This window comes from Microbacterium sp. FG3 (assembly GCF_057809335.1).
Genome location: NZ_JBMDJT010000004.1, coordinates 12,938 through 34,128, shown reverse-complemented (window position 1 = coordinate 34,128; position 21,191 = coordinate 12,938). Strand labels below are relative to the sequence as shown.

Sequence of the window (21,191 nt, the reverse complement as noted above, 5' to 3'; positions counted from 1 at the left end):
CGCACGGAACGGAAAGACGCACCCTGATGACCACTCAGAAGCGCACGCTCACGGCGTGGAAGGCGACGATCGCGGTCGCCATGTCCAACTACATCGAGGCGGGGGCGATCATCGCCCTCGCAACGAGCCTCGGCCTGTGGCAGGAGGCGTTCGGCTTCGACGACGGCGTCGTCGGCATGGTCGCCGCCCTCTCGGCCAACGCCTTCGGCGCCGCGATCGGCGCGGCCATCGGCGGGCCCCTGTGCGACCGCCTCGGCCGCAAGTTCATCTACACGTACGACCTGATCGTGTTCATGATCGGCGCCCTGCTCGTCGCGTTCTCGGCGGGCCTTCCCATGCTGCTCGGCGGCGTGATCCTCATGGGCATCGCCGTGGGCGCGGGCGTGCCCGCGTCGTGGACCTACATCGCCGAGGAGGCGCCGGACGAGCACCGCGCGGCGCACGTCGGCACGGCCCAGCTGGCGTGGTCGATCGGGCCCGCCGTCGGCTTCCTGCTGGCCGTGCTCGTGCACCCGCTGGGCCTGATGGGCTCGCGCCTGATCTTCGTGCACCTGTTCGTGATCGCCGCCATCACGTGGTGGGTGCGCCGCGGTCTGCCCGAGTCGCGCCGCTGGAAGGACGAGCGCGAGGCCGCCACCGCCGCCGGCACGCGCGGCGGGTTCTTCTCGGGCATCGTCGACCTGCTGCGCAACCCCAAGAACTGGGGCGCCCTGCTGTTCCTGCTCGGCGTGTACGGCCTCTGGAACACGGTCGCCGGCCAGGCCGGCATCTTCCAGCCGCGCGTCTACGAGGCGGCGGGCCTGCACGACGAGATCCAGCAGAACCTGCTGCAGGTGCTCGTGTGGTCGCTCACCGCGCTCGCCACGTGGGCCGGCTTCATGCGCTACGGCGACCGGGTGAGCCGCCGCTGGCTGTACTTCGGCGGCGCGCTGCTGGGCATCGTCGGCTGGATCGTGCTCATCTACGCTCCCCCCGGCATGGTCTCGCTCGTGTTCTTCGCCGTCGCGTGGGGCGTCTCGGCCGGCATCGGGGCGCAGGCCTTCTACGGCCTGTGGACCGCTGAGCTGTTCGCCACCCGCTACCGGGCGAGCGCGCAGGGCGTGCTGTTCATGCTGGCCCGCGTCATGGTCGGCCTGCTGAGCCTCGTCTTCCCGGTGCTGCTCAACACGATCGGCCTCGGGAACCTCGGCCTGATCATCCTCGGCCTGCTGGCGGCCGCCCTCCTGATCGGCACGATCTGGGCGCCCAAGACCGAGGGCAAGACGCTCGAGCAGATCGAGCGCGAGCGCTACGGTGACCGCGTGCCCCTGACGACCGAGGTCCCCGCCAACCTGTGATGCCGGCGCGTCCCGCGATCCGCACGCTCCGGATCGCGGGACGCGCACACCGCCGACCCGAAAGAAGAAGGACATGACCACTCCCGCCGTCCAGGACCTGATCGACCGCAGCAACCGCCTCGGCTCCGACCCGAGGAACACCAACTACGCCGGCGGCAACACGTCGGCGAAGGGCACCGACGTCGACCCCGTCACGGGCGAGCCCGTCGAGCTGCTGTGGGTGAAGGGATCCGGCGGCGACCTCGGCACGCTCACCGAGGCGGGGCTCGCGACGCTGCGCCTGGACCGCATGCGCGCCCTCGTGGACGTGTACCCCGGCATCGAGCGCGAGGACGAGATGGTCGCAGCCTTCGACTACTGCCTGCACGGCAAGGGCGGCGCCGCCCCCTCGATCGACACCGCCATGCACGGCCTCGTCGACGCCGCGCACGTCGACCACCTCCACCCCGACAGCGGCATCGCGATCGCGACGGCGGCCGACGGCGAGGAGCTGACGCGGAAGATCTTCGGCGACAAGGTCGTGTGGGTGCCGTGGCGCCGCCCCGGCTTCCAGCTCGGCCTCGACATCGCCGAGATCAAGAAGCAGAACCCGCAGGCGATCGGCACGATCCTGGGCGGTCACGGCATCACCGCGTGGGGCGAGACGAGCGAGGAGAGCGAGCGCAACTCGCTCTGGATCATCGAGACCGCGCAGGCGTACATCGACGCGCACGGCAAGGCCGAGCCGTTCGGATCCGTCCGCCCCGGCTTCGAGGCGCTGCCGGAGGACGAGCGCCGCGCCAAGGCGGCCGCCCTCGCGGCGACGATCCGCGGGCTGGCCAGCCACGACAAGCCGATGGTCGGGCACTTCACCGACGCCGACGTCGTCCTCGACTTCCTCGCCTCCGAGAAGGCCCCCGCGCTGGCGGAGCTGGGCACGAGCTGCCCCGACCACTTCCTGCGCACCAAGGTCAAGCCGATGCTGCTCGACCTGCCGGCCTCGGCCTCCGTCGAGGAGTCGATCGCGCGCCTGAAGGAGCTGCACGCGCAGTACCGCGCCGACTACACCGCGTACTACGAGGCGCACGCGACCGCCGACAGCCCCGCCATGCGCGGCGCCGATCCGCTCATCGTGCTCGTGCCCGGCGTGGGCATGTTCAGCTACGGCGCCAACAAGCAGACCGCGCGCGTGGCGGGCGAGTTCTACGTCAACGCGATCAACGTGATGCGCGGCGCCGAGGCGCTGTCGACGTACGCCCCCATCTCGGACGCCGAGAAGTTCCGCATCGAGTACTGGGCGCTCGAGGAGGCCAAGCTGCAGCGCATGCCGAAGCCCAAGACGCACCAGGGGCGCATCGCGTTCGTCACCGGCGCGGCATCGGGCATCGGCAAGGCCATCGCCACGCGCCTGGCGAAGGAGGGCGCGTGCGTGGTCGTCGCCGACCTCGACCTCGAGAAGGCGCGGGCCGTCGCGGCCGAGCTCGGATCGACGGACGTCGCGATCGGCGTGGCGGCGAACGTCGCCGACGCCGAGGGCGTGCAGGCCGCGATCGACGCGACGCTGCTCGCCTTCGGCGGCATCGACCTCGTCGTGAACAACGCGGGCCTGTCGCTGTCGAAGCCGCTGCTGGAGACCACCGAGAAGGACTGGGACCTGCAGCACGACGTCATGGCGAAGGGATCGTTCCTCGTCTCGAAGGCCGCCGCGAAGCCGCTCATCGAGCAGGGCATGGGCGGCGACATCGTCTACATCTCGTCGAAGAACTCGGTCTTCGCCGGTCCCAACAACATCGCGTACTCCGCGACGAAGGCGGACCAGGCCCACCAGGTGCGCCTGCTGGCCGTCGAGCTCGGCGAGCACGGCGTGCGCGTGAACGGCATCAACCCCGACGGCGTCGTGCGCGGCTCGGGCATCTTCGCCTCGGGCTGGGGCGCCAACCGCGCCGCGACGTACGGGGTCAAGGAGGAGGATCTGGGTCAGTTCTACGCCAACCGCACCATCCTCAAGCGCGAGGTCGTGCCCGAGAACGTCGCCGACGCCGTGTACGTGCTCACGGGCCCCGAGCTGAGCCGCACGACCGGCCTGCACATCCCCGTCGACTCCGGCGTGGCGCAGGCGTTCCTGCGATGAGCGGGGTGATCACTCCCCTGCGCGTCTGCACAACGAAGGAAGACCGGGCGCGCCGCACCGGATCGTCCGCGGTTTCCCGCCGCCCGGACACTAGGGCGACCACGGATCTCCTTCGTTGTGCAGCCGGGGAACCGTCGTGAGCGGATCGGGTGCCGTCGCGGCGGTCGACCTCGGGGCGACGAGCGGGCGCGTGATCGTGGGGCGCTTCGACGGCGGATCCATCGCCATGGAGACCGTCGGGCGGTTCCCGAACGCGCCCGTGCGCACCCCCAGCGGGCTGCACTGGGACCTCATCGCGCTGTACCGCGGCGCGCTCGACGGACTGGGCGCGGCGTTCGCGGCCGAGCCGCAGATCCGCTCGATCGGCGTGGACTCGTGGGCCGTGGACTACGCGCTCATGCGGGGCGACCGCATGCTCGGCACGCCGTTCCACTACCGCGACGAGCGCACGGCCCGCGGCGTGGAGCTCGTGCACGCCGCCGTGCCGTTCGAGGAGCTCTACCGCCGCAACGGCCTGCAGTTCCTGCCGTTCAACACGCTGTACCAGCTGGCGTGCGAGCGCGAGGCGGGCCTGCTCGGGCTCGCCGACGGCCTGCTCCTCGTGCCCGACCTGTTCGCGTGGCTGCTGACGGGCGAGAAGACGGCCGAGCGCACGAACGCTTCGACCACCGGCCTGCTCGACGTGCGCACGCGCGCGTGGGATGCGGAGCTGGCGGAGCGGATCGGCGTGCCGACCGCGATCCTGCCGGAGCTCGTCGATCCGGGCGCGCGCATCGGCTCGCTCCTGCCGCACGTGGCGGCGGAGGTGGGCGGCGACGCGCCCGTCGTCGCCGTCGGATCGCACGACACCGCCTCGGCCGTCGTCGCGGTGCCGATGCGCGCCGACCGCGCCGCCTACATCTCGTGCGGCACGTGGGGCCTCGTGGGTGTGGAGACCGAGCAGCCCGTGCTCACCGACGCGGCGCGCGAGGCGAACTTCACGAACGAGGGCGGCGTGGACGGCCGCGTCCGCTTCCTGCACAACGTGATGGGCCTGTGGCTGCTGAGCGAGTCGGTGCGCGCGTGGGAGGCCGAGGACGGCGCCGCCGTCGATCTGCCCGCCCTGCTGCGCGCGGCGGCCGAGGTCGACGCCGAGGTGCCGGTGTTCGACGCGAACGACCCGGTCTTCCTGCCACCCGGCGACATGCCGGCGCGGATCGCGCAGTGGCTCGGCGAGCGCGGCCTGCGCGTGCCGCAGGACCGGCCCGCCTTCGCACGCTCGATCGTCGAGAGCCTCGCGCAGGCCTTCGCCGACGCCGTGCGCAAGGCCTCCGAGCTGTCGGGCGTCGCCGTCGAGACGATCCACATCGTCGGCGGCGGCGCGCTCAACGAACTGCTCTGCCAGCGCACCGCCGACCGCTCCGGCCTCGAGGTGCTCGCCGGCCCCGTCGAGGCCACGGCCCTTGGTAACCTCCTCGTGCAGGCCCGCGCCGCGGGCCTCGTCTCCGGCTCGCTCGAGAGCCTGCGCGAGACCGTCTCCCGCTCCCACCAGCCGCGCCGCCACGCGCCGCGCGCCCGTCCCTGAAGGCAGTGCCCATGGTCACCCGCCAGTTCCCCCGCCCGGCCGACGTGTTCGAGCTCATGAAGTTCAAGCGGCCCACGCTCAGCGCGCGCACGCGCCGCCTCGACGCCGCCCTCACGATCGGCGACCTGCGCGCGATCGCCAAGCGGCGCACGCCCGCCGCGGCGTTCGACTACACCGACGGCGCCGCCGAGGGCGAGCTGTCGCTGGCCCGCGCGCGGCAGGCGTTCGAGGACATCGAGTTCCACCCCGACATCCTGCGGCCGGCCGAGAACGTCGACACGAGCACCGAGATCCTGGGCGGCCCGTCGGCCCTGCCCTTCGGCATCGCGCCCACGGGCTTCACGCGCCTGATGCAGACCGAGGGCGAGACGGCCGGGGCGGGCGCCGCCGCGGCCGCGGGCATCCCCTTCACCCTCTCGACGCTCGGCACCACCTCGATCGAGGGCGTGAAGGCCGCCAACCCGCACGGCCGCAACTGGTTCCAGCTGTACGTCATGCGCGACCGCGAGATCTCGTACGGCCTCGCGCGCCGCGCGGCCGAGGCCGGCTTCGACACGCTGCAGTTCACGGTCGACACCCCGGTCGCCGGCGCCCGCCTGCGCGACAAGCGCAACGGCTTCTCGATCCCGCCGCAGCTCACGCTCGGCACGATCGTGAACGCGATCCCCCGCCCGTGGTGGTGGTTCGACTTCCTCACGACACCCAAGCTGGAGTTCGCCTCGCTGTCGTCGACGGGCGGCACCGTGGGCGAGCTGCTGAACGCGGCGATGGATCCGACGATCAGCTATGAGGATCTCGACGTCATCCGCGGCATCTGGCCGGGGAAGATCGTCATCAAGGGCGTGCAGAACGTCGCCGACGCCAAGCGCCTCGTCGACCTGGGCGTGGACGGCATCATCCTCTCCAACCACGGCGGCCGCCAGCTCGACCGCGCCCCCGTGCCGTTCCACCTCCTGCCGCACGTGGTCAAGGAGGTCGGCCGCGACACCACCGTGATGATCGACACCGGCATCATGAACGGCGCCGACATTGTCGCCTCGATCGCCCTCGGCGCGAAGTTCACGCTCATCGGCCGCGCCTACCTCTACGGCCTCATGGCCGGCGGGCGCGCGGGCGTGGATCGCGCGATCGACATCCTGCGCAGCGAGATCGTCCGGACGATGGCGCTGCTGGGTGTCTCGACGCTGGCCGAGCTCGAGCCGCGCCACGTCACGCAGCTGTCGCGCCTGCAGCCCATCCCCAAGCCCTGACCGCAGGCGGCCGCCCCGCTTGCGGTGGTCGCTTCATCTCCGCGCCTTCGGCGCTCCGTTCAGCAACCGATGCGGTGCAACCGGTCGGGCCAAACGACGGGTCCGACCAAGCCACCGCGCAGCCGATCACTGTGCGAGCGAAGCGAGCGTGCGGCCGCCGATGTGGCCGCCCCGCGGCGCGAAGCGCCGCCTCGCCGGCGCGCGAGCGCCGGCGCGGGCACGCGAGCGGCGCCCGCGCAGCGGGTGCCCGAGCGGCGCAGATCCAAAAAAGAAAAGCTACTCCCCGCGGGAGATGCGGACCATGTCCTCGCGGGGCACGACCTTGATGCGGGCGCGACCGTGCGGCTCGCCCAGCGCGATCTCGTGCTCGTCGAGGCGGTGCCAGCCCTCCAGGTCGGTCCACTGCACGCCGCGCTCCGCCAGCAGGGCCGGGATCGCCTCCTCCGAGGGGTCCTCCGGCTGCCACCACGAGCCCTGGTCGTTGACGAGGTGCTGGATGGTCTCCATGGCGTCGGACTTCGTGTGCCCGATGAGGCCGACGGGGCCGCGCTTGATCCAGCCCGTGGCGTACATGCCGGGCACGCGCTCGTTCGAGTCGGCCGCGAGCACCTGGCCCTCGTGGTTCGGGATGACGCCATGGCGCTCGTCGAACGGCACGCCGGGCAGCGGCGATCCGAAGTAGCCGACGGCGCGGTAGAGCTGCCCCATGGGCACCTCGCGCAGCTCGCCCGTGCCCTCCACGCCGCCCTGCCCATCGGGGCGGGTGCGCTCGTACACGAGCGCGGCCACGCGGCCCTCGGCGTCGGTCTTCACCTCGACGGGGCGCGCCCAGAAGTGCAGGTGGAGGCGGCGCGACGCCGTGCCGCCGGCGTTGTTGGCCGAGGGCCGCTGGCGCCACGACTGCAGCACGCGGTCGATGACCTTGACCTGCTTGTTCGACTCGATCGCGGCGCGCGAGGCGTCGTCGTAGTCGAAGTCCTCGTCGTACACGACCATGTCGACGTCGCGCAGCTCGCCGAGCTCGCGCAGCTCGAGCGGCGTGAACTTCACCTGCGCGGGCCCGCGGCGGCCGAACACGTGCACGTCGGTGACGGGCGAGGCCTCGAGGATCTCGTAGACATTCTGCGGCACCTCGGTGGGCAGCAGGTCCTCGGCGTGCTTGGCCAGCATGCGGCTGATGTCGAGCGCGACGTTGCCGTTGCCGATCACGCCCACGCTCGCGGCGGTGAGGGGCCACGTGCGGGGCACGTCGGGGTGGCCGTCGAACCAGCTCACGAAGTCGGCGGCGCCGAACGATCCCTCGGCGTCGATGCCCGGGATGTCGAGGTCGGCGTCGCGCACGGCGCCCGTGGCGAAGATCACCGCGTGGTAGTGCCGCTGCAGGTCGTCGAGCACGATGTCCTCGCCGAAGCGCACGTTGCCGAAGATGCGGATGTCGCCGCGATCGAGCACCTCCCGCAGGGCATTGATGACGCCCTTGATGCGCGGGTGGTCCGGCGCGACGCCGTAGCGCACGAGCCCGTAGGGCGCCGGCAGGTGCTCGAAGAGGTCGATCGAGACGTCGAACTTCCGCTCGGTCTTGAGCAGGATGTCCGCGGCGTAGATGCCGGCGGGTCCGGCGCCGACGATGGCCAGCCTCAGCTTGGTCATGGTTTCCTCTCCTTGCACGTCCGGTGGGGCGCGCCATCCAGTCTCGCGCGCCGCTCCTGAGCGGACGCCGCGCCCGACGTCAGCTGCTGCGGTCGACGAGCGATTCGGCGAAGCGGGTGAGGGCCTCGCGCACCCCGCCGCGCGGCAGCACGTCGAGCTGCGCGATCGCCTCGCGCGTCCACGACTCGGCCAGCTCGCGCGTGCGCGCCGTGGCCTCGTGGTCGCGCAGCTCGGCGATCTCGTCGTCGAGCACCGATGGGTCGGCGCCCGCCGCGATCCGCTCCACGCCCGCGTCGATGCGGGCCTTCAGCGCGGCGTCCAGCTCGTCCAGCAGCAGGTACGGCATGGTCGGCACGCCCGCCCTCAGGTCGGTGCCAGGCACCTTGCCGGTCTCGGCGGGGTCGGCCGAGAGGTCGATGACGTCGTCCATGAGCTGGAACGAGACGCCCACCTTCTCGCCGAACTGGCGCAACGGCTCGTGGTAGCTCGCATCGGCCCCCGAGAACAGGGCGCCCGCCTGCGCGGCCGCGGCGATGAGCGATCCGGTCTTGTCGGCGAGCACCTGGATGTAGAAGGCCACGGGCTCGTCGCCCGGCTGCGCGCCGATCGTCTCGTGCATCTGGCCCAGCACGAGGCGCTCGAAGGTCTGCGCCTGCAGCTCCATGGCGCGCTTGCCCAGCTGCGCCATCATCACGCTCGCGCGCGAGAAGAGCAGGTCGCCGGTGAGGATCGCGATGCTGTTGCCCCACACCTCGTGCGCGCTCGCGACGCCGCGGCGGCGGTCCGCGCCGTCCATGACGTCGTCGTGATAGAGCGATCCGAGGTGCGTGAGCTCGAGTGCCTTGGCCGCCGTGATGACCTCGGTCGTCGCGCCCTCCCCGAGCTGCGCCGCCAGGAGCGCGAGCATCGGGCGCACGCGCTTGCCGCCGGCCTCGTAGAGGTAGCGCGACGTGGCGTCGACGAGCGCGTCGGTGGAGTGCAGCTCCTCCGACAGCTCGGTCTCGACCCGCTCGAGCCCCTCCTCGATCCGGCCGACCAGCCGGCGAGCGCCCGGGGTCGCGAAGATGCGGTCGCTCAGTCCGAAGCGACTCGCCATCCGCGAACGCTCCGCCGCGCTGGGGCTCTGGGTCACCCTGCCAGCCTACAAGCCGCGATCAGGCGGTCGGAGCGGGCTTGCGCGCCCGGTGCAGTGCCACGATCCCGAAGGTGAGATTCCGGTAGGCCACGTCGGTCCAGCCGTCCTCGCGGATCCATCCCGCCAGCGTCTGCTGGTCGGGCCACGCGCGGATCGACTCGTTCAGGTAGTCGTACGCCTCGCCGTTCGAGCCGAACAGCCGGGCCACGCGCGGCAGCACGCGGTCGTCGTAGAAGCGGTACAGCGCGCGGAAGACGGGGTTCGGCGGCGTGGAGAACTCGTTGATGACGAGGCGCCCGCCCGGCTTGGTCACGCGCAGCAGCTCGGCGAGCGCCTGCCGCGGCTGGTTCACGTTGCGCAGCCCGTACGACATCGTGACGGCGTCGAAGGAGTCGTCGTCGAAGGGCAGCGCGGTGGCATCGGCCTGCACGAACTCGAGGTTGCGCACGTCGCCGAAGCGCCGCCGCCCCTCGGTGAGCATGCCGGGCGAGAAGTCGGCGGCGACCACGTGCGCGCCGCGGCGGGCCAGCGAGGCCGACGAGCGGCACGTGCCGGCGGCGAGATCGAGGATCCGCTCCCCCGGCTGCGGGTCGACCGCGCGGGTGGTCGCCTCGCGCCACAGCCCGTCGAGCCCGAAGGTCATCGCGATGTTCGTGAGGTCGTACCTCGCGGCGACCTGGTCGAACATCCGGCTGACGCGCGTCGGGTCCTTGCCGAGATCGGCGCGATTGGGCTCGGTGCTCACCCGATCGAGTCTAGGCGGGTGCTTCCTGGGGAGCCCGTCCGAGCGCCGCCCGCGGAGCGTGGGAGCCGCCGCGGCGTACGCTTGTGGGGTGTCCGATCCGATCTCGCTGCCGCGACTCGTCGCCACGACCCGCGAGATCGATCCCGTCGACGATCCACTCCGCTACGCGTCGGCGTCCGATCCGATCGCGTGGCTGCGGCGCGGCGACGGCCTCATCGGCGCCGGCCCCGAGGTGCTGCGGCTCGACGTGGGAGAGGACGGCCGACTCGACGCCCTCGCCGACGTGTGGCGCGCGATCGCGCAGGCCACCGACGTCGACGACGAGGTGCGCCTTCCCGGCACCGGCCTGGTCGGCTTCGGCGCGTTCGCCTTCGACGAGGCCTCGGCGGCGCCGAGCACGCTCGTCGTGCCCTCCACGGTGATCGGGCGCCGCGACGGTCGCGCGTGGATGACGCGGATCGACCGACTCGGCGGATCCGCGCCGGATGCGGAACCGCGCGAGTACGGCGGGCAGTGGTCGGCGACCCTCGGCCCCGGCGCGATGGATCCCGAGGCACACGGCGCCGCCGTGCGGGCCGCGCTCGACGCCATCCGCGCGGGCGAGCTCAGCAAGGTGGTCGTCGCGCGTGACATCTCGGGCACCGTGCCGGCCGGCGCCGACCTGCGCCGCCTCGTGCGCGCCCTCGCCTCCGGGTACCCCGACACGTGGGCCTTCGCCATCGACGGGATCATCGGGGCCAGCCCCGAGACGCTCGTGACGGTCCGCCGCGGCACGGTGACCGCCCGCGTGCTGGCCGGCACGCGGCCGCGCGGCGCCGACGCCGACGAGGACGCGGCCATCACCGCCGAGCTCGCCTCGAGCGACAAGGACAACGCCGAGCACGACTACGCCGTGCAGAGCGTGCTGCGCTCGCTGCGGCCGCACACCTCGGCCCTGGCCGCCGCCGAGCAGCCGTTCATGCTGCGCCTGCCCAACCTGTGGCACCTCGCGACCGACGTCGAGGGCACCCTCTCGAACGGATCGACCGCGCTCGACATGGTGCGCGCCCTGCACCCGACCGCCGCCGTGGCCGGCACCCCGACCGACGCGGCCGTCGCCGCGATCCGTCGCCTCGAGCCGTTCGACCGCGGCCGCTACGCCGGCCCCGCGGGCTGGATCGACGGGGACGGCGACGGCGAATGGGCCATCGCGCTGCGCTGCGCCCAGTTCGGCCCCGTCGAGGGCGCCACCCGCGCCGTCACGGCGCACGCGGGCGGCGGGATCGTCGAGGGCAGCGTGCCGGAGGCCGAGCTGCTCGAGACGCGGGTGAAGTTCCGCCCGATCGTGGATGCGCTGGCTTAGTTCATTTGGATCTGCGCGCGCTCGGGCACCCGCTGCGCGGGTGCCGCTCGCGTGCTCGCGTCGGCGCTCCCGCGCCGACGAGGCGGCGCTTCGCGCCGCGGGGCGGGCGCATGAGCGCCCCCACGCTCGCTTCGCTCGCACAGTGATCGGTTGCGCTTCGGCTTGCTCACCGGTTGAGCCGATCGGTTGCACCCTTCGGTTGCTCGTCGGTTCAACCGATCGGTTGCACCTCACCGGCTGCTGAACGGAGCGGCGAAGCCGCGGAGATGAAGCGACCAGTGCAAGGCGTCGTCAGGGGTCGAGCTGGGCGAAGACGGCGCGACCCAGGGCCGCCGCGTCGTCGAAGGTGAGGGTGATGTGCGCCCCCACCGGGTTGCCGAGCACGGAGGTCGCGGGGTCGTAGGGGCCGAAGGGACGCATCACGTCGTCGCCGAGGATCGCCTGCACGACCATCGCCAGCTCCGCCGAGGGGCCCGACGAGACGTCCCGCGCGAGGAGCCAGCGATCCAACGCGAGCAGGATCCCCTCGGCCGCCCCGCGCTCCCCGATCGCGTGCACGGCGCGCGCGGCCTGCAGCACCTCCTCGAACCACTCGCGGGCGGCCGCGAGGTACTCCGGTGCGAACGTCGACTCCGTCGTCATGCCGCCACGGTACCCCGGCGGGCCGACGTCCGTCTCGGGCCGATCAGCGCGCCAGCGCGGCGCCCGCCTCGCGCAGCCAGCGCTCCGGATCGGCGATCGCGGCCTCGCCCGATCCGGCGAGCTCGGTGAGCGAGACGGCGCGGACGAAGGCCGAGACGTCGGCGTCGGGCGCGATCCGGCCCGCCACGAGCGCCACGGGCACGCCCGCCTCGCGCGCGAGCTCCGCGACGTGCGCGGGCGCCTTGCCCGCCGCCGACTGCCCGTCGAACGATCCCTCGCCCGTCACCACGAGATCCGCGCCCGCGATCGCCTCGCGCAGCCCGGTGAGCTCCGCGATCCGCACCGCCCCGGGCACGAGCTCCGCGCCCCAGGCGAGCAGCCCGTACCCCGCTCCGCCCGCCGCCCCGGCGCCCGGCGCGGCGGGATCGGCGTGGCGCGCGGCCGTTATCTGTAGTCATGTGTGGTTGTAAGTGGTTGTCAGCGTCGGATGCAGATCGTCCTTGGTTGGACACGCCCGCAGGAGTGTCAGTGACGGTCGCTACGGCGCGATCATGAGTGACCTTGGGGTGTTCGCCTTCCGCTGGGTGCCGTCTTTCTCCGGGGTCGATGCGGGGGTGGTGTTCGATCGGACGCGGGGCGTGATTCATCCCGGTGCGTGTGATTGGCTGCGTTCTCTTTCTGAGTCGGGCGCGTCTCCGAACACGGTGCGGAACTACGGTCTCCGTTTGGCGGGCTTCTTGAGTTGGCTTCCGGCTCAGGGCCTGCATTGGACGCAGGTGAGGACTTCAACGCTGGTGCAGTGGAAGAACCACCTGTTGGTGACGCCGGTCTCGCGGGGCTCCGCGATCGCCACGCCTCGCGAGCCCGCGACGGTCGCCGCGTGGTTGGTCGCGCTGGTCGAGTTCTACAGGTGGGCCGCGCTTGAGGATCTCGTGCCCAGGGACCTGGTCGTGCAGCTGACGGAGGATCAGGTGGTGCGCCCGGGTGCGCGTGGCGGTGAACACGGTCGGATTCGGAGCGTGATGACGAGATCGTTGAAGGTCCGGGCGGTGCACGTGGAGAAGGCGCCGCTGTGGTTGTCGGATGAAGCCGAGCGGCGGGCTCTGCTCGAGTTGCAGTTACGTCCGCGGGACCGTTTCCTGGTGGATCTGCTCTACTTCACCGGGCTGCGGGTCGGCGAAGTACTGTCGCTGTTTCGGCAGGATCTGCATTTGCTCGCCGACAACAGTGCGCACGGCTGCCGGCTCCGCGGGCCTCATCTGCATGTCGTGCGGAACCGTTCCGTCAACGGCGCGCGGGCGAAATCTCTGCGGAGTGTCCCGGTGCCGGCGGAGCTGGCGTTGTCGTATCAGGAGGCGTTGTCGGAGCGGCTGAGGCTGCTCGGGGACGACGGGAGCCCGAACGCGATTGTTGCACTGGAGGGCCCGACGGCGGGCCGGGCGTTGACCTACGCGACGGTGGTGGACCTGTTCCGTCGGTGGTCGGACCGGCTGGGGTTCTACGTGCGGCCACATCTGCTGCGGCATACGCGCGCGACGATCTGGTTGCGCGGGCTGGAGGGGCAGGCGGTGGAGCTTGATGTCGTGCGGGTGCTGCTCGGGCACCGATCGTTGGCGTCGACGCTCATCTACACGCACGCCAGCGACGAGGCGCTGCGCGCTGCGGTCGCACGCACGACGATGTATTCGGAGGACCGCTCGTGACGCTCATCGTCGATACCGCGGAGGCAGCAGGCAGCAAGTCTGGCGGCGGTTGGCGGGAGTTCCTGGCGGGGATGCTGAACGAGGAGTGGGCTGTTGGCGCGTGGGACGCAGTGACCGGGATCCTCACGGTCGATCCGTTCAACGAGCTCAACGATTTCCGTGCCTGTCAGCGGCCTGGCTGCGCGAATCCCGCTTCGCGCGTCGACTACTGCCCGCCATGCCAGCGGCGGGCCAGACATGCCGGCGTGAGCGTTGAGGAGTATGCCCGCACCCACCCGAAGGTGAGCTTGGAGGCGAGGAGGACGACTCGCGGCTTCGAGCTCTGCGGCATATCCGATGAGGCGGGCGTCCGCTGCGGGCGGGCGATGACCACGCGGGGTCTTTGCCCCACGCACTACGACCTGTTCGCGAAACGCTGCAAGCAGGCGGAAGCCGCGCTCACCGATCACCGGCTGGACGCATTCGTCGCCGATCGGGTGGGGAAGTTCGTATTCCCGTCAGTCCCGTGCCCAATTGCGTCGTGCGGCAGGATCCTGTCACACAGCATCAGCAGCGGCCTCTGCGACTATCACGACTCCGGGCTGCGGGCGGCGCGCCGCAAGCAGCCTGCCCTCACGATCGAGGACTTCATGGGCTCGAACGTGGTGCTGGAGCGTCACCAGCTCGCGCTCGGGTCGCTGAGTGAGCCGTTGCGCACGGAGCTGCTGTTCGTCATCCAGCAGTATGCCGATCGCGGCGTGGGTCGGGTGATGATCAGCAAGCTGCGACCGTTCATCAACGACATCGCCGCCGACCCGCACACCGATCTGCTGGAGTGCTTCCGGTCGCACGAGCACTCCATCCGCCTGAAGGGGCTGCGGGCGGTTGGCATGCTGCTGCTGGAGAAGGCGCACCGCCGGTTCGAGGGATACGACTCGCTCCAAGGCGACCTGATCTTCCTCCAGGACCTCCCGCTGCGAGAGACCCAGTCGGCACGGAACCCGGATCTCGGTGGCACCCCGCTGGATGTTCGACAGCTCACGCAGCCGTGGCTGGCGTCGGCGTTCCGCACCTGGCTGGGTGCGACGTTGGAACCGCGTGGGGCGGTCCGGAAGTGCTTCGACGTCTGCGCCGAGGCATCCCAGGTGATGGCCGATCGCCGCTCCGACGCGGGCATGGATCCGACGCGACTGTCCTACGAGGACATGGCGGCGATCATCGCACGGTTCGAGCAGCGCTGGTCGGCGCAGGGGATCAAGTTCACCTACTCGGTCTGGTGGGAGCTCTGCCGGCTGGCACGACGGTTTGGCGTTTGGGATGAGATCCCGGAGAGCTTCGCGCAGAACTACGCCGCGCAGAAACGCCGCACCTTGCGCGGGAAAGGCGACCAGAAGGTCGAAAGCGATCGGGTGACTCCTGCCGCTGTCGTCGCCCATCTGCGAAGCCATACTGGCCGGCTCGACATCGGTCGGCATTCCGACATGTATCGGTGCGTGCTCGAGCTGCTGATGGAGACCGGCCGCCGGCCGGCAGAGATCGCGACGCTGCGGACGGACTGTCTCGTTCAGGATCGGCACGGCGGGTGGCTGCTGCGTTACACGGCGCACAAGACCGGCGGCGCGACCAAGGAACTCCCCGTCGAGACACCTGTCGTCGAATCGATCCGGCGGTGGGAGCGCATCCGCACCGAGCGCGGCATCAGATCGTCGTACCTGTTCCCGAGCGGGAGGCGCCGGCTGCAGGACGAGAACATCCCTCCGATCGGGGAACGCTACCTGGGCAAGATCCTGCACAAGTTCGCAGCGAACCTTCCCCAGGTCCCCGGGCCGGTGACGGACGCTGACGGGCATCCGGTCGACTTCGACCTGACCACGGTGCAGCCCTACGACTTCCGCCGCGCCTACGCGCAACGTCACGCGGACAACGGGACAGACCCGGACGTGTTGCGGCAGCTCATGGACCACGTCTCGTTGAGCACCACGATGGGCTACTACCAGGTCAGTTCGAAACGTCGCCGGAAGGCCGTCAACACGCTCGCCCCGCTCGCGCACGATCGTCACGGCCGACAGGTCGGCATCGCGAACGGGCGGATGCAGCTGAAGATCACACCGGTCCCTTACGGCGACTGCGCGGAACCGAGCAATGTCGCCGCCGGCGGCACCGCGTGTCAGCTGCGGTATCAGTGCGCGGGCTGTGGGTTCTTCCGCCCCAACCCTTCACACATCCCAGAGATCGAGAAGGAGATCGTGAAGCTGAAGTCGCAGTTGCGGATCGCGGAGGCCTCCGACACCGCCGGCTACTTGCTGGACGCGCAGCGCGGCCTGATCGCCGACTACGAGAAGGTGCTCACCACCATGCGGGAACGCCTCGAACAGCTCCCACAGGACCAGCGGCGTGAGATCTCCACCATGTCCGAGGTGATGAGACGCGCCCGCAGCGCTGCCCTCGCCGGGAAACACATCGAGCTGAGGGAGATATGACGACGACGACGCCCACCCCACCCCGAGGAAACTCCGCTGCGTTGGCCCAGGCGCGGGCCGAGGCCAGCGCCCGCAAGCACCGTGATGTCGCCGCGACTCTGCACGCGGCCGCAGCCCACGGCCAGGCGCTCACGGTCTCGACTCTCGCGGCCGCGGCCGGCGTGAGCCGGCAGTTCCTCTACAGCCGTCCCGATCTCATGGAGGGCCTACGTCGGCATCAGGAACGACATCCATCCGCAGGCGACCGCCCCCTCCACGCGGCCCGCGCCGCGGACCTGGTGAGCGCGCAGAACACGATCAAACGACTCAAGGGTGAAGCGCGCGAGCTGAACCGGAAGCTCGACGCCGGCCTCGCCGCGCAAATCGAGATCCGGGACGAGAAGCGACTGCGGCAGCTATACGAGCACCGCGGCCAGGAGATTGAACGACTCCTCGCCCAGAACGCCGACCTGCTCCGCACCGTTTCCCAACTGCGCGAACAAGTCCGCAGCCTGGAGGACGATCTCGCGGTGGAACGCACCGCCATCCGCGAACTCATGGGGCAGCCAGCCAACGTCACCAGCATCCGATTCAGTGACCGATGAGGAAACGGCGGAGCGGGACACCCCCTTGCGATGGTGTCCCGCTCCGCCGTCACTGGCTCGGCTATCGGGTGAGCGCGACGCTCTTCCCCGTCACTTCAGTCCCGAAGGTGATTGTCTGGTTGAGGCCGCTGTATCCAGACATGCAGGGGTTGTTGCCTGCGTAGGACCAGCAGAGCTTCGCTCGATAGTTGTTGCTCTTGAAGTTGCCCCGGTTGGGCCAGGTTCCGCTGGCGCCGGTACCGTCGAATCCGTACCACAGGTGTGGTGACAGGTAGCCCTGCCAGCAGGCCCGGTCACCGCTGCAGTTCGGCACCACGCCGAACGGTTGCACTAGCGACGTCGCGGCATCAATCGCCACGAACTCGCCGGTTGCGGGGTCCACCGTCAGGATTGTCGGCTCACCGGACTCGAACAGATCCCGCTCAGCCTGTGTGAAGCCACTCAGAGGGTCATCACCTACGGTCGCGTTGGCGGGAAGCCCCGCCCACACGGACGCGATGACGAACAGGATCGCGGCAACCGCGGCGATGACGCGAGGGTGCACGGTCGTCGCCCTCGCGGCGGTGTGGGTCACGCTGCCCAACGGATCGACGAGGCGCGGTCGTTCATCGCGGCGCCGACGTTGCTGGAGTTCACGTAGTAACCGTAGGACGCGCCGCCGTAGTTGGTGTTCTCGAAGATCGCGGTCTTGCAGTTCGAGTACGACCGGAACGATGTGATCCGGTTGTCCCAGCCGATCCCGGCGAGGCTCGTGTAGCCGTGGGCATAGCCGTAGCAGCCGTTTTGGGTGACGCTCGCTGCGTACGAGGCACCGCCGTAGTTGTTGTGCTCGTAGAAGATGCCGATCACGGTGCTTGCCAGCGGCGCGACATCGGAGCGAGCACTGCTGGAGTCGTTGACGAGTTCGTCGCTGACTTCGAGCGCCCCGTCGGGCGTGGACAGGACGATGCCGTATGCCTCGTACACGGCGTCTGCAAGGTTGGCGTCGGCGTCGACGCACAGGGACTTCCCGGTGTCGAGCTCCTGCCAACAGCTCTGAGTGCGGTCGATGGTGTCGGCAGTTGCCGCGGGCGCCGTGATGGCGGCGGCTCCGATCATGAGCAACGATGCGGCGAGGGCGGCGAGTGGACGTTTCATGATGTTGGTCTGTTCCCTTCGGATCGACGATCTTCGTTCAGAGCCTTGCGACGATCGCTGCTCACACGCCAGACCTCGACGAATACTGAGACCCTTTGGTCCGAACGGACAGTCGCCCCGGCCGACCCACACGGTGGGGGAACATGGGGTACGAGAAGAGTCGTGTGTCGGAGGGAGTCGCAGGTGGCGGAGCCCGCGCGCGCGTCCCGGGATCGGCAGGATCTCGCCTCGGCTGATGATGTCGAGGACGATGTGCCACTGTTGCGGAGACTGCGCGATGGAGACGACACCGCTCTGAGCGAACTTCATGACCGCCACGTCCGGGCGGTGTATCTGCTCGCGCGGAGCAAGGTTGACTCCGCGTCGGACGCCGAGGAAGTGACCCAAGACGCGTTTCTGCTGTTGTGGCGCAAGTGCCGTCGTATTGACCTGGCCGGCACATCTTGCCTGCCGTGGTTGCTGACCACTGCGAACTACCTTGCCCTCAACGTTCAGCGGGCAAGTAGGCGTCTGACGCAGCGGGTCACGACTGCGCTGAGTGAAGACGATCTCGCCTCCCCGCGCGAGGTGGACGCCGAAGCAGCGCGGAACATGGAACTCGAACAGGTCGGAAGGATCGTTGCGGCCCTTCCGCAGATCGACCAGGACGTATTTCGGCTCTGCGTTGTCGAGGGACTCAGCTACAAGCAGGCCGCGTACCAGCTCCGCACCAGTCACTCGGCTGTGCGGAACCGCCTGTCCCGGGTGCGCGGAGCGTTGAGGAAGCAGATAGACCAATGACTATTGACGAGCCGAACTACGACCGGATGCGCGACAACCTGATGCGCGAGGTCCGGCGACGCAGCAACCGGAGCCGGTCTCGCAAGCGGGTCAGCATCTTCATCGGCGCCGGTGTGCTCGTCGCTGCCACCACGGGTGGGGCGCTGATCGCTCTTGCATCCGCGGAGCTGCGGCACAACTCCGCGTACTGCTATGAGTCGCCCTCGTTGCAGAGCCGCGCGCAGCAGGTCGGCGATCCGTCGCCGGTCGGAGACGACCGGGTTGCCCGCGCCATCGACTTGTGTGAGTCCGTATGGCGTATCGGCGTACTCGGTGGTGAGAACGACGGACCGCCCCCCAACGATGGGCGGATCCATCCCGTGCCCGAGCTGTTTGTCTGCTCACAGCGTGACGGGACGCTCGCAGTATTCCCGGAGGAGGATGGCGTGGCGTGCAGCGATCTCGGCCTGGAGCCACCCCGGTGACAATCACCCCGATCCGGGCGCTGCCCACGGCGCCGCGGCTGCCCGATCGGCGCACTCGCACGGGATGGATAGCGCCGTGCGTCGTCGGGGTGATCGTCGCGACGACATACGTTGTCTACGCAGCATGGCAGTGGTCGCAGTTCACCGTGAAGTCCTGGGACCTGAGCATCTTCGCCCAGCTGCTCGACAACTACGCCCGGATGCAACCGCCCATCGTGAACATCAAAGGCGACGGATACAACCTCCTCGGCGATCACTTCCACCCCCTCCTCGCTCTGATCGCACCCGTCTACGCGATCGCGCCCCACGCGTTCACACTGCTCGCCGTTCAAGCGGTGTGTTTCGCGGTCGCTGCCGCGATTTTCACCCGCACCGCGAGCCGCAGCCTTGGCTCCGTCGCGGGCGGCGTCCTCCTCGGCCTCGCGTTCGGCTTCAGCTGGGGTTTGCAATATGCCGCCGAAGCACAGTTCCACGAGATCGCCCTCGCGGTCCCCCTGCTGACCTGTTCGCTCAGCGCGCTGCTCGAGCGCCGCGATATCGCTACCGTGCTGTGGGCGGCCCCCCTGGTCTTCGTCAAGGAAGACCTCGGCCTCACCGTCGCGATCATCGGTCTGCTTGTCGCTTACCGCTCGCGCAAGCCGCTTGGGCTCTGGCTCGCGGTCTGGGGCGTGGGCTGGTTCGCGATCGCGGTGTTCATCGTGCTCCCACTCCTTAACCCCCAAGGTTCCTGGGCGTACGCGAGCAACGCCAACCCGCTGACACTCCTTGCCGACCCTGGCGGGCTCTTCCACCCATCGAAAGGGCTCACGCTCGCCCTGATCCTGGTGATCAGCGGCGGGCTCATCCTCCGGTCACCGATCGCGCTCGTCCTCCTGCCGACCCTCGCGTGGCGTTTCCTCTCAAGCAACCATGGCTACTGGGGGCCAAGCTGGCATTACAGCGCCGTCCTCATGCCGATCGTGTTCGTCGCACTCCTGGATGCCATCAACCGCGGACCCACCTCCCGGTGGACCTGGCTTCGCAGCTACAGCCGCCACGGCGCCGCGATCGCCGTCACAGCAGCAACAGTGCTCCTACCCACACTCCCGCTATGGTCGCTTCTCGCACCCAACTCGTGGGATCAGCCCGACCGGGCTGACGCAGCGACCACAATCCTTGAGGCGATTCCTGCTGGCTCCTCGGTTGAGAGCGACATTGGCCTCATGTCATACCTCGTCGACGACCACGACGTCTACTGGCTCGGAAACTCCAACCCCGCCCCGGACTGCATCCTTATCGACCGGATAGCCGGAGGCACACCAGACGAGTGGGGCAGCGCTCTTGAGGTCGCTACCCGACTCCATCCAGGCGCCACCTACCGCCCCATCGCCAAGCAGAGCGGGTACGAGCTCGCCTGCCAGTAGCTGACGTCGATTACATGCCACTCCCGCACAATCTAGCTTCACCCCCTTGACAACACCCAGATAACGCTCGTCACCGGCAGCGACTCGCCGGCGGTGCGGCCCAGCACGTCGGCGAAGCGCGCGAGCGCGGCCTCGGCCCGCGTCACGTCGTCCACGCCCTTCTGCGGGCCGAACACGGCCGCCGCGCCCGCGGGGCCGAGCAGCGGGTTGGTCACGTCGCTCAGCACCTGCACGCCGCCCTCGGGCAGGGGCCGCAGGCGCGTGAGGTCGGCCGCCGCGACCTCCTCGAGCCCCGCGGCGCCCGGCGCGATCGACGCGCCGAAGTCGTTCGTGAAGCGCGCGCCCAGCGCCGTGAGCAGCCCGGCCCCGCCGTCAGTCGAGGCGCTCGAGCCGATGCCGAGCACGAGGCGAGAGACGCCGTGATCCAGCGCCGCCGCGATCGCCTGGCCGAAGCCGAGGGTCGAGGCGTCCCATGGCCGGCGCGCGTCGCCCAGCAGCTCGATGCCCGAAGTCGAGGCCAGCTCCACGACGCCCGTGCCCTGCGGCGCGTCGTCGGTGGGCGGCAGCCACAGCCACGCCGCGTCGATGCCGAAGCCCAGCGGTCCCGTCACGCGCACGGGCGTGCGGCGCGAGCCGGGCACCGCCGTCGCGAACGCGTCGAGCGTGCCCTCGCCGCCGTCGGCCATCGGCCGCGCCACGGCCTCGGCGCCCGGCCACCCTTCGGCGAGCGCGCGGGCGACGCCTGCCGCCGCGAGGGATCCCTTGAAGCTGTCGGGGGCGAACACCACGCGAGGGGAATCGGTCATGCCCTCATTCTCTCGTGCGCGCGACGGCCGCCCCGCACCGGCGGATGCGACACCGCCCGGTCGCCCCGGCGGATCCGGCC

At 70.2% G+C, this 21,191-nt stretch carries 18 protein-coding genes and 1 pseudogene; 11 read left to right on the top strand and 8 right to left on the bottom strand.

Features of this window, described 5'->3' with window-relative positions; all coding sequences use genetic code 11:
* The first annotated feature begins 26 nt into the window (after window positions 1–26).
* From ACODR5_RS02320 to ACODR5_RS02305, 4 genes are all read left to right on the top strand, one after another.
* Window positions 27–1,337 carry an MFS transporter gene (locus ACODR5_RS02320; RefSeq protein ID WP_488982602.1) on the top strand — a complete coding sequence of 437 codons (1,311 nt, stop codon included), beginning with the start codon at window positions 27–29 and terminating at the stop codon, window positions 1,335–1,337.
* 73 nt (window positions 1,338–1,410) lie between these two features.
* A complete protein-coding gene (locus ACODR5_RS02315; protein ID WP_488982601.1) occupies window positions 1,411–3,447 on the top strand; it encodes a bifunctional aldolase/short-chain dehydrogenase in 2,037 nt (678 codons plus the stop codon).
* A gap of 136 nt (window positions 3,448–3,583) precedes the next feature.
* Window positions 3,584–5,011 (top strand): rhamnulokinase, encoded by a 1,428-nt coding sequence (locus ACODR5_RS02310; protein ID WP_488982600.1) that lies wholly within the window; start codon window positions 3,584–3,586, stop codon window positions 5,009–5,011.
* Window positions 5,012–5,022: 11 nt separating this feature from the next.
* Window positions 5,023–6,261 (top strand): alpha-hydroxy acid oxidase, encoded by a 1,239-nt coding sequence (locus tag ACODR5_RS02305; protein ID WP_449854085.1) that lies wholly within the window; start codon window positions 5,023–5,025, stop codon window positions 6,259–6,261.
* A 276-nt stretch (window positions 6,262–6,537) separates the two neighbouring features.
* On the opposite strand, the gene ACODR5_RS02300 is transcribed toward ACODR5_RS02305, so the two are convergent.
* The 3 genes from ACODR5_RS02300 to ubiE form a co-directional block, all read right to left on the bottom strand.
* Entirely contained in the window at window positions 6,538–7,911 is a 1,374-nt protein-coding gene (locus tag ACODR5_RS02300) for an FAD-dependent oxidoreductase (RefSeq protein WP_488982599.1), read from the bottom strand.
* A 79-nt stretch (window positions 7,912–7,990) separates the two neighbouring features.
* On the bottom strand, window positions 7,991–9,043 hold the full coding sequence (locus ACODR5_RS02295) for a polyprenyl synthetase family protein (protein ID WP_460816290.1): 1,053 nt from the start codon (window positions 9,041–9,043) through the stop codon (window positions 7,991–7,993).
* Window positions 9,044–9,065: 22 nt separating this feature from the next.
* On the bottom strand, window positions 9,066–9,791 hold the full coding sequence (gene ubiE, locus ACODR5_RS02290; RefSeq protein ID WP_488982598.1) for a bifunctional demethylmenaquinone methyltransferase/2-methoxy-6-polyprenyl-1,4-benzoquinol methylase UbiE: 726 nt from the start codon (window positions 9,789–9,791) through the stop codon (window positions 9,066–9,068).
* A gap of 88 nt (window positions 9,792–9,879) precedes the next feature.
* On the opposite strand from ubiE, the gene ACODR5_RS02285 reads away from it, so the two are divergent.
* On the top strand, window positions 9,880–11,133 hold the full coding sequence (locus ACODR5_RS02285) for an isochorismate synthase (protein WP_460816287.1): 1,254 nt from the start codon (window positions 9,880–9,882) through the stop codon (window positions 11,131–11,133).
* Window positions 11,134–11,424: 291 nt separating this feature from the next.
* Here ACODR5_RS02285 and ACODR5_RS02280 read toward each other — a convergent pair whose 3' ends face one another.
* Both ACODR5_RS02280 and ACODR5_RS02275 read right to left on the bottom strand, forming a co-directional pair.
* A complete protein-coding gene (locus ACODR5_RS02280; RefSeq protein WP_488982597.1) occupies window positions 11,425–11,775 on the bottom strand; it encodes a hypothetical protein in 351 nt (116 codons plus the stop codon).
* A 43-nt stretch (window positions 11,776–11,818) separates the two neighbouring features.
* Entirely contained in the window at window positions 11,819–12,223 is a 405-nt protein-coding gene (locus tag ACODR5_RS02275; protein ID WP_488982661.1) for a glycerate kinase, read from the bottom strand.
* Between the two features lie 103 nt (window positions 12,224–12,326).
* Here ACODR5_RS02275 and ACODR5_RS02270 point away from each other — a divergent pair, with 103 nt between their 5' ends.
* From ACODR5_RS02270 to ACODR5_RS02260, 3 genes are read left to right on the top strand one after another with little or no spacing between them, the layout of a single operon-like run.
* The gene (locus ACODR5_RS02270) at window positions 12,327–13,478 is read left to right on the top strand and encodes a tyrosine-type recombinase/integrase (RefSeq protein ID WP_488982596.1); all 1,152 of its coding nucleotides are present in this window, start codon (window positions 12,327–12,329) and stop codon (window positions 13,476–13,478) included.
* Complete coding sequence (locus tag ACODR5_RS02265; protein ID WP_488982595.1) at window positions 13,475–15,937, top strand: tyrosine-type recombinase/integrase; 2,463 nt, start codon at window positions 13,475–13,477, stop codon at window positions 15,935–15,937. Before ACODR5_RS02270 ends, ACODR5_RS02265 begins: the two co-directional genes overlap by 4 nt.
* Window positions 15,934–16,521: a DUF6262 family protein gene (locus ACODR5_RS02260; RefSeq protein ID WP_488982594.1), complete on the top strand. Its 588-nt coding sequence runs from the start codon at window positions 15,934–15,936 to the stop codon at window positions 16,519–16,521. Before ACODR5_RS02265 ends, ACODR5_RS02260 begins: the two co-directional genes overlap by 4 nt.
* A 61-nt stretch (window positions 16,522–16,582) precedes the next feature.
* Here the strand turns inward: ACODR5_RS02260 and ACODR5_RS02255 are convergent, their stop codons facing one another.
* Window positions 16,583–17,095 carry a hypothetical protein gene (locus tag ACODR5_RS02255; protein ID WP_488982593.1) on the bottom strand — a complete coding sequence of 171 codons (513 nt, stop codon included), beginning with the start codon at window positions 17,093–17,095 and terminating at the stop codon, window positions 16,583–16,585.
* Window positions 17,092–17,658, bottom strand: coding sequence for a beta/gamma crystallin family protein (locus tag ACODR5_RS02250; RefSeq protein ID WP_056208535.1), 567 nt, complete (start codon window positions 17,656–17,658; stop codon window positions 17,092–17,094). Before ACODR5_RS02250 ends, ACODR5_RS02255 begins: the two co-directional genes overlap by 4 nt.
* A gap of 183 nt (window positions 17,659–17,841) precedes the next feature.
* Here ACODR5_RS02250 and ACODR5_RS02245 point away from each other — a divergent pair, with 183 nt between their 5' ends.
* The 3 genes from ACODR5_RS02245 to ACODR5_RS02235 all read left to right on the top strand — a co-directional run bounded on the left by ACODR5_RS02245 (window position 17,842) and on the right by ACODR5_RS02235 (window position 20,305).
* A complete protein-coding gene (locus tag ACODR5_RS02245) occupies window positions 17,842–18,438 on the top strand; it encodes an RNA polymerase sigma factor (protein ID WP_488982592.1) in 597 nt (198 codons plus the stop codon).
* Entirely contained in the window at window positions 18,435–18,902 is a 468-nt protein-coding gene (locus ACODR5_RS02240; protein WP_488982591.1) for a hypothetical protein, read from the top strand. The genes ACODR5_RS02245 and ACODR5_RS02240 overlap by 4 nt, the downstream gene beginning before the upstream one ends.
* 89 nt (window positions 18,903–18,991) lie before the next feature.
* Complete coding sequence (locus ACODR5_RS02235) at window positions 18,992–20,305, top strand: DUF2079 domain-containing protein (protein WP_488982590.1); 1,314 nt, start codon at window positions 18,992–18,994, stop codon at window positions 20,303–20,305.
* An 86-nt stretch (window positions 20,306–20,391) separates the two neighbouring features.
* Here ACODR5_RS02235 and ACODR5_RS02230 read toward each other — a convergent pair.
* Window positions 20,392–21,111: pseudogene (locus ACODR5_RS02230) on the bottom strand (glycerate kinase); the annotation flags it as partial.
* Window positions 21,112–21,191: the final 80 nt, after the last annotated feature.

Coding starts and splice junctions, on each gene's coding strand:
- ACODR5_RS02320 (WP_488982602.1), top strand. CDS start 27: ATGACCACTCAGAAGCGCACGCTCACGGCGTGGAAGGCGACGATCGCG.
- ACODR5_RS02315 (WP_488982601.1), top strand. CDS start 1,411: ATGACCACTCCCGCCGTCCAGGACCTGATCGACCGCAGCAACCGCCTC.
- ACODR5_RS02305 (WP_449854085.1), top strand. CDS start 5,023: ATGGTCACCCGCCAGTTCCCCCGCCCGGCCGACGTGTTCGAGCTCATG.
- ACODR5_RS02300 (WP_488982599.1), bottom strand. CDS start 7,911: ATGACCAAGCTGAGGCTGGCCATCGTCGGCGCCGGACCCGCCGGCATC.
- ACODR5_RS02280 (WP_488982597.1), bottom strand. CDS start 11,775: ATGACGACGGAGTCGACGTTCGCACCGGAGTACCTCGCGGCCGCCCGC.
- ACODR5_RS02270 (WP_488982596.1), top strand. CDS start 12,327: ATGAGTGACCTTGGGGTGTTCGCCTTCCGCTGGGTGCCGTCTTTCTCC.
- ACODR5_RS02260 (WP_488982594.1), top strand. CDS start 15,934: ATGACGACGACGACGCCCACCCCACCCCGAGGAAACTCCGCTGCGTTG.
- ACODR5_RS02250 (WP_056208535.1), bottom strand. CDS start 17,658: ATGAAACGTCCACTCGCCGCCCTCGCCGCATCGTTGCTCATGATCGGA.
- ACODR5_RS02240 (WP_488982591.1), top strand. CDS start 18,435: ATGACTATTGACGAGCCGAACTACGACCGGATGCGCGACAACCTGATG.